The organism is Photobacterium piscicola (genome assembly GCF_900166965.1).
Classification (GTDB): Bacteria; Pseudomonadota; Gammaproteobacteria; order Enterobacterales; family Vibrionaceae; genus Photobacterium; species Photobacterium piscicola.
In genome coordinates, this window is the sequence record NZ_FUZI01000001.1 from 465285 (window position 1) to 480722 (window position 15438).

A 15438-nucleotide genomic window follows, 5' to 3' on the forward strand; every position below is an offset into this window, starting at 1 on the left:
TAATTTGGAAGCCACCTGTGTAAATAGGTGGTTTTATTTATATGACTCAATATCAAAATATTCAACAGCAATTATTAAATGTACCTAAAGTTTGGTTAGTGACAGGCGTTGCAGGTTTTATTGGTTCTAACTTATTAGAAAAATTATTATTACTTAACCAAAAGGTTATTGGTTTAGATAATTTTGCTACAGGGCATCAATATAATCTTGATGAAGTAAAAACACTTGTTGATGAAGCTCAATGGGATCGATTTACTTTTATTGAAGGTGATATTCGTGATTTTACAACGTGCCAGCAAGCAGTAAAAGGTGTCGATTATGTTCTGCATCAAGCGGCATTAGGCTCAGTTCCTCGTTCAATTAACGATCCGCTTACTACTAATGCGGCCAATATTACAGGCTTCTTGAACATGTTGACTGCCGCAAAAGAAGAGCAAGTGAAAAGCTTTACTTATGCCGCATCAAGTTCAACCTATGGTGATCACCCAGCACTACCAAAAGTAGAAGAGAATATCGGTAATCCACTGTCTCCTTATGCTGTGACTAAATATGTTAATGAGCTTTACGCAGGTGTTTTTGCTAAAACTTATGGATTTAAGACCATTGGCCTACGTTACTTTAATGTATTCGGCAAGCGTCAAGATCCAAATGGTGCTTATGCTGCGGTAATTCCAAAATGGACATCAGCCATGATTAATAATGAAGAAGTATTTATTAATGGTGATGGTGAAACCAGTCGTGATTTTTGCTACATCGATAATGTTGTGCAAATGAACTTATTAGCAGCGACAGCAAAAGATGAAGAAAAAGATGAGGTTTACAACGTAGCGGTTGGAGATAGAACAACACTAAATGATTTGTTCTATGCAATTAAAAATGCGTTAAAAGAAAATGGTATGGAGGTAGATACAGAGCCTAAATATCGAGACTTTCGTACAGGAGATGTGAGGCATTCACAGGCTAACATTTATAAAGCTAAAGAAAAGTTAGGTTATATAGCTAATTATAATATTCATACAGGATTGCTAAAGACAATGGCAAATTATGTGAAAGGGTTTTGTAATGGTTAAGTCAATAAATATAGTTATGAATCATAGAGGGAGTGTTAATACTGGTAGTGTAAGAATACCATTTTTAGCACTAGGCAATGCTTTAAGGCAATTGCCTATGGTCAATCTCCATATAAATGATTATGAAAACTATAGAAAGTATGATGTTGCAATATTTCATACTGACGACGATGACATATTTTCGGCGAGGAATGACAACCCTAATTTAATTATTGGTTTGGTTAAACCACATCATGAAAGAAGAATTGAACCACTATTTAATAGCCTCAAACTTAGAAGTTTAGTATATCAATCTAGATTGTTTTTTAATGATAAGCTTTATCCATATATAAAGAAGAGAAATGAAAAGCTAAAAGCGTCTGACTTTTTAATTGCAGATACTATAGATTTAAGAAATAAGTTTGAGTTTGAAGGGTACAAAAGTATATATTTGAAATTGGTCGAAGAGTTTCCTGAAGGGTTAACTCCAGATAATGGACTGAGCGAAAAGAGTGAAAATAGTATATATTTTGGATATCATGGAAATTATAGACATTTACTAGAAAGTAAAAGTTATATATTTCCCGCCTTAAACAAATTAAACGAAAAATATAATGTTAAACTGAAAGTTGTGACTAATTTAGATCATGTCCAAAAAAAATTGGGAAATGAATTTGATATAGAAATGTTCGAATATTCTTATCCGGAAATATATGATTTTTTAAGTGATGTAGATATTGGATTAGTTCCAAATAACATTCCATACAGAGGAAGAATATCCAAGTTTTTAATTTATGATGCTGGTTGCTACTTATGGATTACAGATAGAAAACATGATATGCAGTTAAGGTTTAAAGAAAGTGCAAATGCTGGAAGGGCTTATATTTTTGCGCAATTAAATATTCCTTTTATATCATGCCCAGTTCCAGAGGTTTCTAGTGTGTTTGGTGGGTTTATGCCTGATTGTATACCTGTTGGGGAAAAGTCTTGGTATATGTCCATAATAAAATTAGCAAATAACAAAAAAAGACGATTAGAAATATCCAAAAAATTAAATAAGCTAGTATTCATGGAGCTATCTCCAAAATTTGAAGCATTAAAATTAGTGAAATATATTCAAAAAGAATTTTATGAAAATAAATAGTCTGAGCATTAAAAGTTTTTTACTAAAAGATACTTTTTGGGTTGTAGTGTCTAATAGTGTTATTGGACTATCAACACTAACTGTACTATCTTTGATTGCTAGGAATATAAGTATTGAAGAATTTGGAATGCTAGCTATTTCACAGTCTTTTATTTTTACTATTAATGGATTACTTAATTTTCAAACTTGGCAGACGATAGTAAAGTACTTTGATAAAGTATATGGCGAGTATGAAAGATACTCTTTATATCGGATTAGTTTTAGTATTGATATTATTACTGCACTCTTGTCAATTATCGTATTCATATTATTGCTCCCTGCTCTAGAGTATTTTTACCCAGAGGTTAGCAATTATCATAAATTATTTTATCTTAATGCATTTATACTAATTTGCACTATTGAAGGTACATCATTAGGTTATTTTAGAGTAAATGGTGACTTTTCAATTATTGCATTTGTCGATATTTTTATTTCATTTTTCAAAGTGATACTATGTTACTTTTTGATTTTTAATAATTTATATTTAGATAGCATTGTATTAGTATTTATATTTTCTGCTTTATTAAGAACGTTAATGCTTAACATCCTTTTTTTTATGAAGGTGGGATTTAACGCCATATATGGAATAATAAAGTCAAAAAGAAGACAGGAGGTAGTTGCACTAAAAGGTGCTTTAAGTTTTTCAGTATATACAAGTCTTACAGCATCTTTTGATGTGGTTTTTAAACAAGCTGATACTTTAATTATCGGAGTGCTGTTTGGGTCTTCTTCTGCAGCAATGATAAAAGTATTAAAGTCTATATCAAGTATATTCCTTCAAGTAATAAGCCCTCTTTATGTTGTTGTAGCTCCAAGAGTTGGAGCTATTCAAGATGATAAAGTAGCGTTAAATAATGTTTTAATAAAGAGTGTAAAAATTCTACTCCCATCTCTACTTTTATTATATGGGATAATTTTCGTATTCAAAGAGTTAATAATATACAGAACGTTTGGTGAGAATTATGTGGAATATTCGAATTATTTAATGTTATATCTTGTTCCAATAATTATTAGTGGGGTGTTTACGGTGATACATCCAATATTTAATATTTGTGGTTTTCATAAAGAAAATTTATTATTGATTGTTTTTTCTGTGTTGTTGTATTTTTCTGGAATTTATTTCATTAAAGATACTTACGGTTTTATTGGCATTTTATTTATGCTGATTTTACATTCTTTATTGATTGTTTTGTATAAGATAATTCGATTTAAAACTTCAGGAGGAGTTAAATGAACGTAGCAATGATGATATTTTCCAATGGGATTGGAGGTGCTGAAAGTGTAGTAAAAGAAATATTAAAAAGAAGTGATAATACTTATGTTATTACTAATGATGAGATAAAAATAGAATTTGTTAAACTCATTGGGAGTGAACGTGTTTTTAGTATTGGACCAATGTTTTCAGTTAAAGGAGGTCGAGCTATAAATAAAATTGTTTATCTACTTAATTTACAGTTTGGTTTCTTAAATTTTCAGAAGAAAAGAGTATTAAGATCTTCTTTGTCAGTTGAAGGGTTTTTATTAAAAAATAATATTTCAATTGTACATAGTCATCTAGAGTTGGATATGTATCTAGCTTCTATATTAAAGGTAAAAATGAAAGACAAACTTCGTGCAGTTTATACAATGCATGGGGCTCTAGGTTTAGATCCTAATGATCATTTTAACACTTTTCTCTCTAAGAAAGATAAAATAAATGCTTTAAAACAATTTGACCAAATAACATCGGCGTGTCAGTATTTTTTTAATATCCTTGATAATTGGATTGGTCCCTATAATAAAATAGTAATTACTAACGGAATAGATAGTGACTCTATGGACTTGTACTGTAACAGGGATGAAGTAATAATTACTAACTCTTTTGTATATTTAGGAGGTGAGAGAGAAATAAAAGGTCCGGATCTGCTATTGAAAGCGTTACATGAGTTGGTTCATAAAAAAAACATACAAAACGTTAAGTTAATTGTCCTTAGAGAGGTTAGGAATAACTCTAAGTTTAGACAATTAGCTCAAGATTTAAGCGTGGAGGAAAATATTGATTATGTTGGTTATGTGCCATCTCCGCTACATTTGAAATATATGAATTCATCATTTTGTTATATTTTACCATCTAGAAGTGAAGGTGTTGCAAATACTCTGATGGAAGCAGTAGGTATGGAGAAAGCTATAATTGCTACATCTGTTGGTGGAACTCCGGAAATTGTAGTTGATGGCTTTAACGGGTTGCTTTGTGATGTTTGTCATCTATCGATAGCAGAAAAAATGGAAGAAATTATAAAAAATCCAGACTTAGCGGAAATGTTTTCAAACAATAACGCTAAGATTAAAAATGATTTCTTATGGAATAATGTAGTAGAAAAATATAAAGAAATGTATGAGGTATTATCATGAAGTATGATGTTGTGATCGTTGGTGCTGGTTTGGCTGGAATTATATTTGCTGAAAGATTTGCAAACCTAAAAGATAAGAAGGTATTAATAATTGATAAAAGGAATCATATAGGTGGTAATCTATATGATTATTATAATTATGAAGGTATATTAATTCATAAGTATGGGCCTCATATTTTTAGGACTGATAAGCGTGATGTCTGGGATTATTTAGGTAAGTTCACTGATTGGCATTATTATCAACATTCAGTAGTTGCTAATGTGAAAGGTTTTCAAGTTCCTTTTCCAATAAATTTAGATACTTACAACATACTATTTAATACCAACCTTTCTCAAGAAGAATTTCAAAGTAAATTAGATGGTTATAAGTTTACAGATGATCCTAAAAATGCAGAGGAAGCAGTTGTAAATCAAGTGGGGCATTATCTATATGAGACCTTTTTTAAGGCGTATACTATAAAACAGTGGGGGACTGATCCTAAAGAATTACATGCAGATACAGTATCGAGAGTTCCAGTTAGAACTGATAAAGAGAGTCGATATTTCTATCATAAATATCAAGGTTTACCTTTACTTGGTTATACTGATATGATGATGAGTATGATTGATTCAAAAAATATTTCTATTATGCTTAATACTGATTATAAAGATATAATCGATGGGGTTGAATTTGATGAGTTAATATATACTGGACCTCTTGATTACTATTTCGATTATGAGTTGGGAGAGCTGGATTATAGAAGTTTGATATTCGAGGAAAGAACATTTGAGCAAGAAAGCTTTCAAAGTCACTCAGTTGTTAATTACCCCAATAATTATGATTATACAAGAATTACGGAGTATAAGAAGCTTACAGGGCAAAAACATCACAAAACTACTGTTCATTTTGAGTATCCAATGGAGCATAATGAAGCAAATGAACCATATTACCCAATACTTAACGAACGTAATAAAATACTAAAAAATAAATATTTAGAAAAGGCAAGAACTCTAAATAATATTACATTTATAGGTCGCTTAGCTGAATATCGTTATTATGCTATGGATGAAATAGTCGAAAGTGCGTTAGATTCTTTTAATAAAAAATTTAATAGATAATTAATATGCCATATTTAATTTCCATCTTGTTGATATATCCTTTTAAATTGAGTTTTTTCCCAAGTCTATCAACTTTACTTCTACTAAGTATGTGTGTGTTTTTCTTTATAAGAATAGGAGTTTATAATAGGGGATGGAAAATAAATGCATATATTATAATCTATATTAATATATTGCTGATTCTAGTTGCATTAAATGTAATGTCGATTATATATAATGGTACTAATGATTTGAGCTATATAAATATGGTTTTTAAATATTTGACTATTATTTTTATAAGTATAAATGTAGTTTGTTATTGCATCATAAAAAATATAGATCTATTTGATTTCTTAAGAAGTTTTATAGTTGTAAGTGCCATTTTAGCATCTTTTTGTATCGGTGAGTATTTTTCTCCTTATATTAAACATATGATATCGACATATTTTATTAGCACTGATAATATCATTTACTCTGAAACATTTAGGGTTAAAGGGTTTGTATCTGGTGGCGGTGCAAAGTTATCCTTTTGCTTAGCTTTGGCTGTTATGTTTAGTCATGCTTTATATGTAGAAAAAAAAAATAACTTACTTATATTACTGTCTTTAATTATATCTGTAGGTGCCTTGCTTGTTGGAAGGACTGGAATGGTACTTACTTTTATTTCTTGGTTCGCGCTGCTGGCAATCACTATAGGGAAGCCAACGATAAAATCTGTTTCTATTTTAACTTTAGTAATTGTTATTATTTTGGTGGGAATTAATAATTTGGATTTTTCTAGTGATGAATTAAAAATGGTTCATCAATATTCATTCGAATTGTTATATAATTATCAAGAAACTGGTAAGTTTTCTTCAAAAAGTACTGATGCTATATCAAATATGTATATCATGCCAAATTGGAATGTTATATTATTTGGTAACGGAACATTTTCATACGATGGCATTATTAATGTTATAGATGTTGGATATTATAAACAATTGTTTTCAACTGGAATTATTGGTTTCTTTTTGTTTTATTTTTCAATTGGTTGGGGGCAATATGTTTCTTATAAATATATTTGTTTGAATGTCAATAAAGTATTTTGTTTTATTATCTTTGTTAGTTTTTGGGTTGTTGAGGCTAAAGAACCTATTTTTTTACATGGATATTCATCTAGAGTTTTATTGATGGTTTTTTTGTTTTCAGTTTTAGATGGTAGAATAATTAATAATGAAAAAAAATAACAAAAGAATAATTCATGTTATAACAGGTTTGGGTAATGGCGGTGCAGAAGGTGTTTTGTTTCGTTTGATTAATGAAACAAATAAGGAAATAGAACATGTGGTTGTTTCTATTACTGGTGAAGGTAAATATGGAAAATATCTTAAAGATATTGGTTGTGATATATACACTCTAAATGCAAAAAGAAGTATTTTGGCATTATTTATTTCGTTACCTAGATTAATTAAAATAATCTATATAAGTAAACCAGATGTTGTACAAACATGGATGTATCATGCAGATATAATAGGAGGCGTTGCGGCCAAGTTTTGTCGTGTGAAGAAAATATATTGGGGGTTGAGGCATACTGATTTAACCCCAACAGTTAACAGTAGAAGTACTTTGATTGCTGCAAAAGTTTGTGCGTTATTTTCTTATTTCATTCCAAATAAAATAGTTACATGCTCTTTAAACGCCGTCAGTAATCATATAAAAGTTGGCTATAGAGATATTTTTCATTATATCCCTAATGGGTTAGATATAAACAGGTATTCATCGTCTGAAGAAAAAAGAAATATCGGACAACGGCAACTTAAATTAGACAATAGTAAAATAATATTAGGATGTGTGGCAAGGTATCACCCTCAAAAAAATCACGTTGGCCTTATAAATGCATTCAGCAATCTTAAAAATAGTAATATTCAACTACTTTTAGTCGGTTCTGGTTGCACAGAAGATAATGAAAAACTAGTTTCTTTAATTAAGTCGAACGAAGTGTCTGAAAAAGTTTCTCTAGTAGGAGAGCAAGATGATATCTCAATGATTATGAATGTAATTGATATTCTTATTCTTTCATCGTTTGGAGAAGGGTTTCCTAATGTTATTGCTGAGGCCATGTCCACTGGAAAAATTATTGTTACGACAGATGTTGGGGATTCAAGGCATATAATTGGGAAAATGAACGTTGTTTGTAAATCTATAAATGATAATTGTTTGTATGAAGGAATGAAAAACGGGATAGCTATGTATGAAAATATGAATACTAGAAAAGAAATACAGAAGTATAATGAATCTAGAGTTAAAGAAAAATACTCTTTGCCTAGAATGTGTGATTCTTATGTCGCACTTTGGAGAAGCAATGAATAATACCAATCTGGAAAATTAACTGGTCAGGTTAATTCAATCTCTTGAACACATTTTAGTAATGCGTGAAGCCGATTCAATGCAAGACAGACCTTATCGACAATGTCGTTATAATCAGCAAAACTTTGATTACCGAGATAGTGTTGTCGTAACCAACTCCACACTTGTTCAATTGGATTAAGTTCAGGGGGAATAGGGTGGAAGTTTGATGATACTGAGATTATTAAACGGATTGGCAATATCGCCAGCCAGCCTGCACCATCCATCACCACAATAGCATGACTTCGTGATATTTGAGCAAGGTGCTCAGTCATTATTTCTTTATTTACCCAAGGTACCACTAACGCCTCACCAATTCCTCTTGCTGGGCACACCGAACCAAATAGATAAGCATATTCAAACTGCTGTTGTTTTATCGCTCTTGGTCGAGTTCCTCGCTCAGCCCAAAGACGGGTAGTGGTATTTTGTTGTCCAAACCTTGCTTCATCTTGAAACTATACATCGACCTTATCGAGCCCTATATGCCCTGGGATCTTAAGGATCGTTTCAATTTTAAATTTTTTAAAATTATCCTGAGCTTGTTGTGATTGTTTTGACCGTGACGTTATCCACGAAAAGCCCATACGCTTAAGTAGATGATAGATAGAATCTGGATGGTAGTTTTTATCAAATTCATTGAGAATGTAAGCATGAATATCCGCTTCTATTAATCGCCTACCAGAAGAGTCTTGAGCTTTAAGTTTAATATAATTGGATAGCTGCTCACGTTGTTTAGGTGTGATAAATGCAGTACGACCACTACGCGGTTTTTCTTGAAGTCCTGCTAAGCCTTCTTCAAGAAAGACACTAATCGATTTATTAACACTTGTTCGGCTAACTTTGAGATATTTAGCAATTTGAGTACGAGATTGACATTCCTTGAAGTGCTATAAGGCAAGTAATCTCATTTTCATTTGAATCGTTTTTTGTTGGCGAGTAAGCTTTTTAAAGTAGGTATTGTTTAGGCTGTCCATGGCGAATATCATTTAAAAATGATGGTTTCAATTAGATCATAATTTTAGTTAGATTGGTATAAAGCATTAATTATGCCACTTCATTGGAGGAACTACGGAGTCATTATTAAAGATACTTAGCAGATATTATCAAAATATTAAATTATGAGTCATGATATCACCACAAACTAGGTGACTAAATTTACTATTTCAATCTAGGCCAATTAAATTCAGTGTTGTCGGAAAGTAGAAACGCTGCATGATGAATACTTTAATGTTAGAAGCAGTGTTGAGCGCCGATTTTATAGCAATGGTAAAAAATAAGCACTTATGCGGTCACACTCTATCAATAGTTGGTTGTTTTTTGATGTTGAATATATTTGGATTATTAGCTTTTTATGGTTGATTGGATAATATAACAAAGAATTTTTCTCACAAACTTCAGCACTTAGCATTAGAGGGTAATCGATTGTTTATGTGGTTTTATGTCTTAATTGCGTGGGCGATATTATCAATGACAACGGCTAATTTTGGTATTTCCATGCGTCAGAAATGGATGTTTACGCCAATATTTATTTATATCAATTATTGCGGCAAAAGAAAAAAGGGATTTTAATATAACTAATGCAAACTAAATTTTTATTGATTGCCTCCTTTCCTGATTCTATTTTAACTTTTCGTGGTGATTTAATTAAGGCATTACAGTATCAACAATTAGAAATACATGTTGTTGCTCCAGATATCACTAGATCTTTAAAAAACAAATTAACAGAGATGGGAGTTGTTGTTCATGATATTTATTTAGAACGGACAGGTACTAATCCTGCATCTGATTTTAAATATTTATTGTCATTGTATAAATTAATAAAGGAGATTAAACCTAAATATACATTAGGCTATACGATTAAACCCGTGATATATGGTTCATTAGCCGCTAAATTAGCTAATGTTAATAATCGTTTTTCTTTAATTACCGGTTTAGGTTATGCCTTTACAGGCGAGGTAAGTGGTAAACGTCAATGGCTACAAAAGGTATTGCAGACTTTATATAAAGTTGCCCTTACTGCAAATAAAACAGTTTTTTTTCAAAATAATGATGATAAAACGTTATTCGAACAATTAGGCTTAGTTAATAAGCAACAAAATATAATTGTTGTTAATGGTTCAGGCATTGATATAGATAAGTTCAAAGCTGTTGATTTACCTGAAGTACCATCTTTTCTGTTAATTGCTCGTTTATTAGGAGATAAAGGTGTTAGAGAATACGCACAAGCTGCAGGAATGCTTCATAAACAATGCCCTGATATTAAATGTAGTCTTGTTGGCTGGATTGATAATAACCCCGATGCTATTTCTCAAATGGAATTAGATGAATGGGTAAAAAGTGGTGCGATTGAATATTTAGGAAGACTAAGTGATGTGCAGTCTGTGATTCAGGATTCATCTATATATGTTCTGCCGTCTTATCGTGAAGGCACGCCAAGAACAGTATTAGAAGCAATGGCTATGCAACGAGCAATCATTACAACCGATGCGCCTGGATGTCGTGAAACGGTTATTGATAAAGAGAATGGTTTGTTAGTACCCGTTAAAGATTCACATGCTTTATATGAATCTATGCTGTATTTAGTTGAGCATCCTGAGGAAGTAAAACGAATGGCTAAAGCTTCACGTTTAATGGCAGAAGATAAATTTGATGTACATAAGGTAAACAAAGTTATGTTAACAGGGATGGGGATTATTGAATGATAAAACGCCTATTTGATATAATAACCTCAACTCTTGCTTTAATCTTATTATCTCCAGTCATTATTATCACAGCATATTTTATTCATAAAAAATTAGGCTCTCCGGTTCTATTTCGTCAGGTTCGTCCTGGTTTAAAGGGGAAGCCATTTGAGATGATAAAATTTCGCACTATGAAAGATGCGGTTGATAAAAATGGGCAGTCATTACCAGATAGTGAAAGATTAACATCTTTTGGAATGAAATTACGCTCTACAAGTTTAGATGAATTACCCGGGCTATGGAATGTTTTAAAAGGGGATATGAGTTTAGTCGGTCCTCGTCCTTTATTAATGCAATATCTACCGCTTTATAATCAAGAGCAAAGTCGCCGTCATGATGTTCGCCCTGGTGTCACGGGCTGGGCGCAAATTAATGGTCGTAATGCGATTGGTTGGAATGAAAAATTTAAACTTGATGTGTGGTATGCCGATAATCAATCCTTGTGGCTAGATATTAAAATATTACTTTTAACCATAAAGAAAGTGTTTATTAAAGAAGGGATATCGGCTAACGATCACGTTACGATTGAACCATTCAAAGGTAATACTCATGGCTAAGCTTGCTATTTTAGGTGCGAGTGGTCACGGTAAAGTACTTGCAGATATTGCATTATTAACGGGATGGGATGAAATTGATTTTTTTGATGATCGTTTTCCTGTTTTAAGTCAATTAGAACAATGGGATGTTGTTGGTAATACGGAACAGTTATTACAGCAACTATCTAATTATGATGGTGTCATTGTTGGTATTGGTAATAATAGGATTCGGTTAGAAAAACAAAACAAATTATTTAAATTAGATGCTCCTTTAATAAGCTTAATTCATCCGAGAGCCATTATTTCCACAATGAGTGAAATAGGCATCGGCTCGGTAATAATGGCAAATGCGGTTATTAACTCATTTAGTAAAATAGGCCAAGCTTGCATTATTAATACAGCAGCAACAATTGATCATGATTGTAAATTAGCTGATGGAGTTCATATTAGCCCTGGAAGTCATTTAGCTGGCGGTATTTCTATCGGTATTGGCTCTTGGGTTGGTATTGGTGCGAATATTGTTCAGTTAGTAACTATTGGTGATAACGTTATTATTGGCGCTGGCTCTACCGTTATTCATTCTATTTCATCATATCAAAAGGTTATTGGCTCTCCTGCAAAACCGATTTAATATTAAATAAGGATTTTTATGTTAAATACTCCATTTTCTCCTTGGCCTTGTTTTACAGAGCAAGAAGCCGAAACAATTAGCCGTACGCTTTTATCAAATAAAGTGAATTATTGGACCGGCAATGAATGTCGTGAATTTGAAAAAGAATTTGCCACATGGGTTGGGTGTGAATACGCAGTTGCATTAAGTAATGGTACTCTTGCGTTAGATGTAGCATTAAAAGCAATGCATATAGGTCAAGGCGACGATGTTATTGTTACTTCTCGTACTTTTTTGGCCTCTGCATCTTGTATTGTGACTGCGGGGGCTAACCCTGTATTTGCCGATGTTGATTTAAATAGCCAGAATATTACCGCTGAAACAATTAAAGCGGTATTAACCCCAACAACAAAAGCAATTATTGTGGTTCATTTAGCGGGAATGCCAGCTGAAATGGATGACATTATGGCGTTGGCTGAAGAATATAATATATATGTTATCGAAGATTGTGCTCAGGCTCATGGCGCGAAATATAAAGGCCGTAGTGTGGGTTCAATTGGTCATATTGGCGCATGGTCATTCTGTCAAGATAAGATCATGACCACGGGGGGCGAAGGTGGCATGGTAACGACTAATGATAAAGCATTGTGGAATATTATGTGGTCTTATAAAGATCATGGTAAGAGTTATGATGCTATTTATCATCAAGATCATGCTCCTGGTTATCGTTGGTTACATGAAAGCTTTGGTACTAACTGGCGGATGCTTGAGATTCAAGCCGCTATTGGTCGAATTCAATTAACTCGTATGGTTGACTGGACTGCAAAGCGTCAGGCTAATGGAAAAATGATAGATGAATCGGTTACCGGTTTGTTTATTGTTCGTAGTGTTATAGTGCCTGATTATATTGAGCATGCAGAATATAAGCATTACATGTTTATTCGCCCTGAATGTTTAAAACAAGGATGGAGCCGCGATAAAATTATTGAAGCAATTAATGAGCAGGGGGTCGCAGCTTATCAAGGTAGTTGTTCTGAAGTCTATTTAGAAAAAGCATTTGATAATACCCCTTGGCGTCCTGCTGAACGTTTGAAAAATGCGGTTGAGTTAGGTGAAACAAGCTTAATGTTTTTAGTTCATCCAACATTAGAAAAAGATGAAATAATAAAAACATGTACAGTTATTCGTGATGTGTTACAACAAGCTTCAAAGTAATTGTTATTTAATATTAAGTGTTGTATTTTTTCTTCTAACCTTTTCTTTATTTCATCTTTTTCATTTTAGGCTCAGCTATGAAAGGATATGAAAAGATACTTTTTCTTTCTCGTCCAAAGAAACGTATTATTAGTTGTTTATGTGATGCTATATTTATAAGTGTAGCTTATTTTTTCGCGTTCTTTATTCGCTTAGATCATCTGAATGTTATTTATTCGGTTGAATTATGGAAAGCGTTAGTTCCTTTAATCTTATTAACCATATTTATATTTTCGCAATTAGGTTTATATCGAGCCATATTACGTTATTTAACATTTCAAGCATTATTCGTTATTTGTATTGGTGCGTTACTTTCAATGTTCGCTTTTTATGGGCTACGATTATATATTGATGATTTAGTTCCTCGGACTGTTCCTATTATATATGCTTTGTTTTTAGTGTTATTTTCGGGTGGCTCTCGTATGATAATGCGTAATTACATTTCAAATCGAAATTTATTTAAAGCTTATCGTAAAAATGTGATTATTTATGGTGCGGGTTCAACAGGGCGTCAATTGTGTTTTACTTTACGATCAAATCAAGAATATAAGGTGGTTGCTTTTGTTGATAAAGATCCAACCTTATTTAATACCAATATTATGGGAATTCGTGTTTATAATTCTTATGATATTACAAAGGTTATCGATAAAAAAAATGTTACTAAAATATTATTAGCATTACCGAGTGCAAGTCGCTCAGAAAGAAAATCGGTATTACATGCATTAGAGCCGTTATCTATTGAAGTGCAAACTGTTCCTGATGTTGATGACATTTTAAGTGGTAAGTCTCGCATTGATGAATTGCAAGATGTTGCTATTGAGGACTTATTAGGTCGAGATCCTGTTACTCCTCACGTGGACTTATTTACTGCAAATATCACAGGTAAAGTCGTGATGGTAACAGGCGCTGGAGGATCTATTGGAGCTGAATTGTGTCGGCAAATATTAAATCAAAAACCTCTTAAGCTTTTGTTATTTGAAGTTTCTGAATATAACTTATATGCGATAGATAAAGAGTTATCAGAGATTGTAAATAAACAAGGATTGAATGTTGAGATCTATCCATTATTAGGTAGTGTTCAACGAGAAAATCGGTTGCAAATTGTAATGGAAACATTTCAAGTACAAACGATTTATCATGCTGCTGCCTATAAGCATGTGCCAATGGTTGAATTTAACGTTATAGAAGGTATACGTAATAATATTTTTGGTACGCTATACACTGCTCAAGCCGCAATTGCTGCGAGCGTAGAGACGTTTGTTTTAATATCAACAGATAAAGCCGTTCGGCCAACAAATGTAATGGGGGCGACTAAGCGAATGGCGGAGTTGTCTTTACAAGCATTATCTCAAATATCAACGAATACACATTTTTGTATGGTACGTTTTGGTAATGTTTTAGGATCTTCTGGTTCAGTTATCCCATTATTTAAGCGTCAGATTGCTGAAGGTGGGCCTTTAACTGTTACTGACCCCAACATTATTCGTTATTTTATGACGATTCCAGAAGCGGCACAATTAGTTATTCAAGCGGGTGCTATGGGTAAAGGGGGCGATGTATTTGTTCTTGATATGGGAGATCCAGTTAAGATTGTAGAGCTAGCTCGAAAATTAATAAATTTATCAGGGTTGGAAGTGATTGATGACGAAAATCCTAATGGTGATATTGAAATTCAATTTACAGGATTACGGCCAGGTGAAAAGCTATATGAAGAGCTCTTAATTGGTAATAATGTTGCTCAAACTCAGCATGAGCGAATTATGACGGCTGATGAAGATTATTTACCATGGGCACAATTAGAACCATTATTACTTCAATTAGATTCGGCCTGTCATGAATTTCATCATGAGCGAGTGAGAGAGATATTATTGACGGCTCCAACGGGATTTATACCAACAGATGGTATTTGTGATCTGGTCTGGAGTAATGATATTAAACCAGAGCTTAAAGTTGTCAGTTTGTAATTTAAAATTGAGTAAGTTTACAGTATATTTTTATTATTAATGGCCACTCTGATTGAGTGGCTTTTTTTTTGTATTTTAATACGGCTAGAGGATAAAGAGAAAAAAACAAAACGAGAAAAAAGGGCAAAAGAAAAAAAAGAAAAAAGGACAGCCATAAAGTTTCATTAAATGTGATGGCTAATAATAGCGTTATTTCCTACAGTGAATACCCACAAAGATGATAGGGAATCTACTTACAATGAGTTAAAA

The 15438-nt window shown here is 32.5% G+C and carries 13 protein-coding genes and 1 pseudogene; 12 read left to right on the top strand and 2 right to left on the bottom strand.

The window, feature by feature from the left end:
* Positions 1-41 precede the first annotated feature (41 nt).
* Genes CZ809_RS02130 through CZ809_RS02160 form a run of 7 tightly spaced genes read left to right on the top strand, consistent with a single transcriptional unit; the run spans position 42 to position 8048 of the window.
* Positions 42-1070 (top strand): NAD-dependent epimerase/dehydratase family protein, encoded by a 1029-nt coding sequence (locus tag CZ809_RS02130; RefSeq protein ID WP_080155790.1) that lies wholly within the window; start codon positions 42-44, stop codon positions 1068-1070.
* Positions 1063-2193, top strand: a complete 1131-nt coding sequence (locus CZ809_RS02135) for a hypothetical protein (protein ID WP_080155791.1) — start codon at positions 1063-1065, stop codon at positions 2191-2193. Before CZ809_RS02130 ends, CZ809_RS02135 begins: the two co-directional genes overlap by 8 nt.
* Positions 2180-3466, top strand: coding sequence for a lipopolysaccharide biosynthesis protein (locus tag CZ809_RS02140; protein WP_080155792.1), 1287 nt, complete (start codon positions 2180-2182; stop codon positions 3464-3466). Before CZ809_RS02135 ends, CZ809_RS02140 begins: the two co-directional genes overlap by 14 nt.
* Positions 3463-4623, top strand: a complete 1161-nt coding sequence (locus tag CZ809_RS02145) for a glycosyltransferase family 4 protein (protein WP_080155793.1) — start codon at positions 3463-3465, stop codon at positions 4621-4623. Before CZ809_RS02140 ends, CZ809_RS02145 begins: the two co-directional genes overlap by 4 nt.
* A complete protein-coding gene (gene glf, locus CZ809_RS02150; RefSeq protein WP_080155794.1) occupies positions 4620-5720 on the top strand; it encodes a UDP-galactopyranose mutase in 1101 nt (366 codons plus the stop codon). The genes CZ809_RS02145 and glf overlap by 4 nt, the downstream gene beginning before the upstream one ends.
* Positions 5721-5725: 5 nt before the next feature.
* Positions 5726-6925, top strand: coding sequence for a hypothetical protein (locus tag CZ809_RS02155; RefSeq protein ID WP_080155795.1), 1200 nt, complete (start codon positions 5726-5728; stop codon positions 6923-6925).
* A complete protein-coding gene (locus CZ809_RS02160; protein WP_080155796.1) occupies positions 6912-8048 on the top strand; it encodes a glycosyltransferase in 1137 nt (378 codons plus the stop codon). The genes CZ809_RS02155 and CZ809_RS02160 overlap by 14 nt, the downstream gene beginning before the upstream one ends.
* Positions 8049-8071: 23 nt before the next feature.
* Here the strand turns inward: CZ809_RS02160 and CZ809_RS21350 are convergent.
* Positions 8072-8527: pseudogene (locus tag CZ809_RS21350) on the bottom strand (transposase); the annotation flags it as partial.
* A gap of 12 nt (positions 8528-8539) precedes the next feature.
* Complete coding sequence (locus CZ809_RS21520; protein WP_306341421.1) at positions 8540-8941, bottom strand: helix-turn-helix domain-containing protein; 402 nt, start codon at positions 8939-8941, stop codon at positions 8540-8542.
* Between the two features lie 720 nt (positions 8942-9661).
* Between CZ809_RS21520 and CZ809_RS02170 the strand changes: the two genes are divergently transcribed.
* The 5 genes from CZ809_RS02170 (at position 9662) to CZ809_RS02190 (ending at position 15189) form a co-directional block, all read left to right on the top strand.
* Complete coding sequence (locus CZ809_RS02170) at positions 9662-10786, top strand: glycosyltransferase family 4 protein (RefSeq protein WP_080155797.1); 1125 nt, start codon at positions 9662-9664, stop codon at positions 10784-10786.
* Positions 10786-11382, top strand: coding sequence for a sugar transferase (locus CZ809_RS02175; RefSeq protein WP_080156530.1), 597 nt, complete (start codon positions 10786-10788; stop codon positions 11380-11382). The genes CZ809_RS02170 and CZ809_RS02175 overlap by 1 nt, the downstream gene beginning before the upstream one ends.
* Positions 11375-11992 carry an acetyltransferase gene (locus CZ809_RS02180; RefSeq protein WP_080155798.1) on the top strand — a complete coding sequence of 206 codons (618 nt, stop codon included), beginning with the start codon at positions 11375-11377 and terminating at the stop codon, positions 11990-11992. Before CZ809_RS02175 ends, CZ809_RS02180 begins: the two co-directional genes overlap by 8 nt.
* An 18-nt stretch (positions 11993-12010) precedes the next feature.
* Positions 12011-13186 carry a DegT/DnrJ/EryC1/StrS family aminotransferase gene (locus CZ809_RS02185; protein WP_080155799.1) on the top strand — a complete coding sequence of 392 codons (1176 nt, stop codon included), beginning with the start codon at positions 12011-12013 and terminating at the stop codon, positions 13184-13186.
* A gap of 77 nt (positions 13187-13263) precedes the next feature.
* Positions 13264-15189, top strand: coding sequence for a polysaccharide biosynthesis protein (locus tag CZ809_RS02190; RefSeq protein WP_080155800.1), 1926 nt, complete (start codon positions 13264-13266; stop codon positions 15187-15189).
* Positions 15190-15438: the final 249 nt, after the last annotated feature.

Bases quoted from the DNA above. Each gene is read 5' to 3' on its own strand.
- CZ809_RS02130 (WP_080155790.1), top strand. From the start codon at position 42: ATGACTCAATATCAAAATATTCAACAGCAATTATTAAATGTACCTAAA.
- CZ809_RS02135 (WP_080155791.1), top strand. From the start codon at position 1,063: ATGGTTAAGTCAATAAATATAGTTATGAATCATAGAGGGAGTGTTAAT.
- CZ809_RS02140 (WP_080155792.1), top strand. From the start codon at position 2,180: ATGAAAATAAATAGTCTGAGCATTAAAAGTTTTTTACTAAAAGATACT.
- CZ809_RS02145 (WP_080155793.1), top strand. From the start codon at position 3,463: ATGAACGTAGCAATGATGATATTTTCCAATGGGATTGGAGGTGCTGAA.
- glf (WP_080155794.1), top strand. From the start codon at position 4,620: ATGAAGTATGATGTTGTGATCGTTGGTGCTGGTTTGGCTGGAATTATA.
- CZ809_RS02155 (WP_080155795.1), top strand. From the start codon at position 5,726: ATGCCATATTTAATTTCCATCTTGTTGATATATCCTTTTAAATTGAGT.
- CZ809_RS02160 (WP_080155796.1), top strand. From the start codon at position 6,912: ATGAAAAAAAATAACAAAAGAATAATTCATGTTATAACAGGTTTGGGT.
- CZ809_RS02170 (WP_080155797.1), top strand. From the start codon at position 9,662: ATGCAAACTAAATTTTTATTGATTGCCTCCTTTCCTGATTCTATTTTA.
- CZ809_RS02180 (WP_080155798.1), top strand. From the start codon at position 11,375: ATGGCTAAGCTTGCTATTTTAGGTGCGAGTGGTCACGGTAAAGTACTT.
- CZ809_RS02185 (WP_080155799.1), top strand. From the start codon at position 12,011: ATGTTAAATACTCCATTTTCTCCTTGGCCTTGTTTTACAGAGCAAGAA.
- CZ809_RS02190 (WP_080155800.1), top strand. From the start codon at position 13,264: ATGAAAGGATATGAAAAGATACTTTTTCTTTCTCGTCCAAAGAAACGT.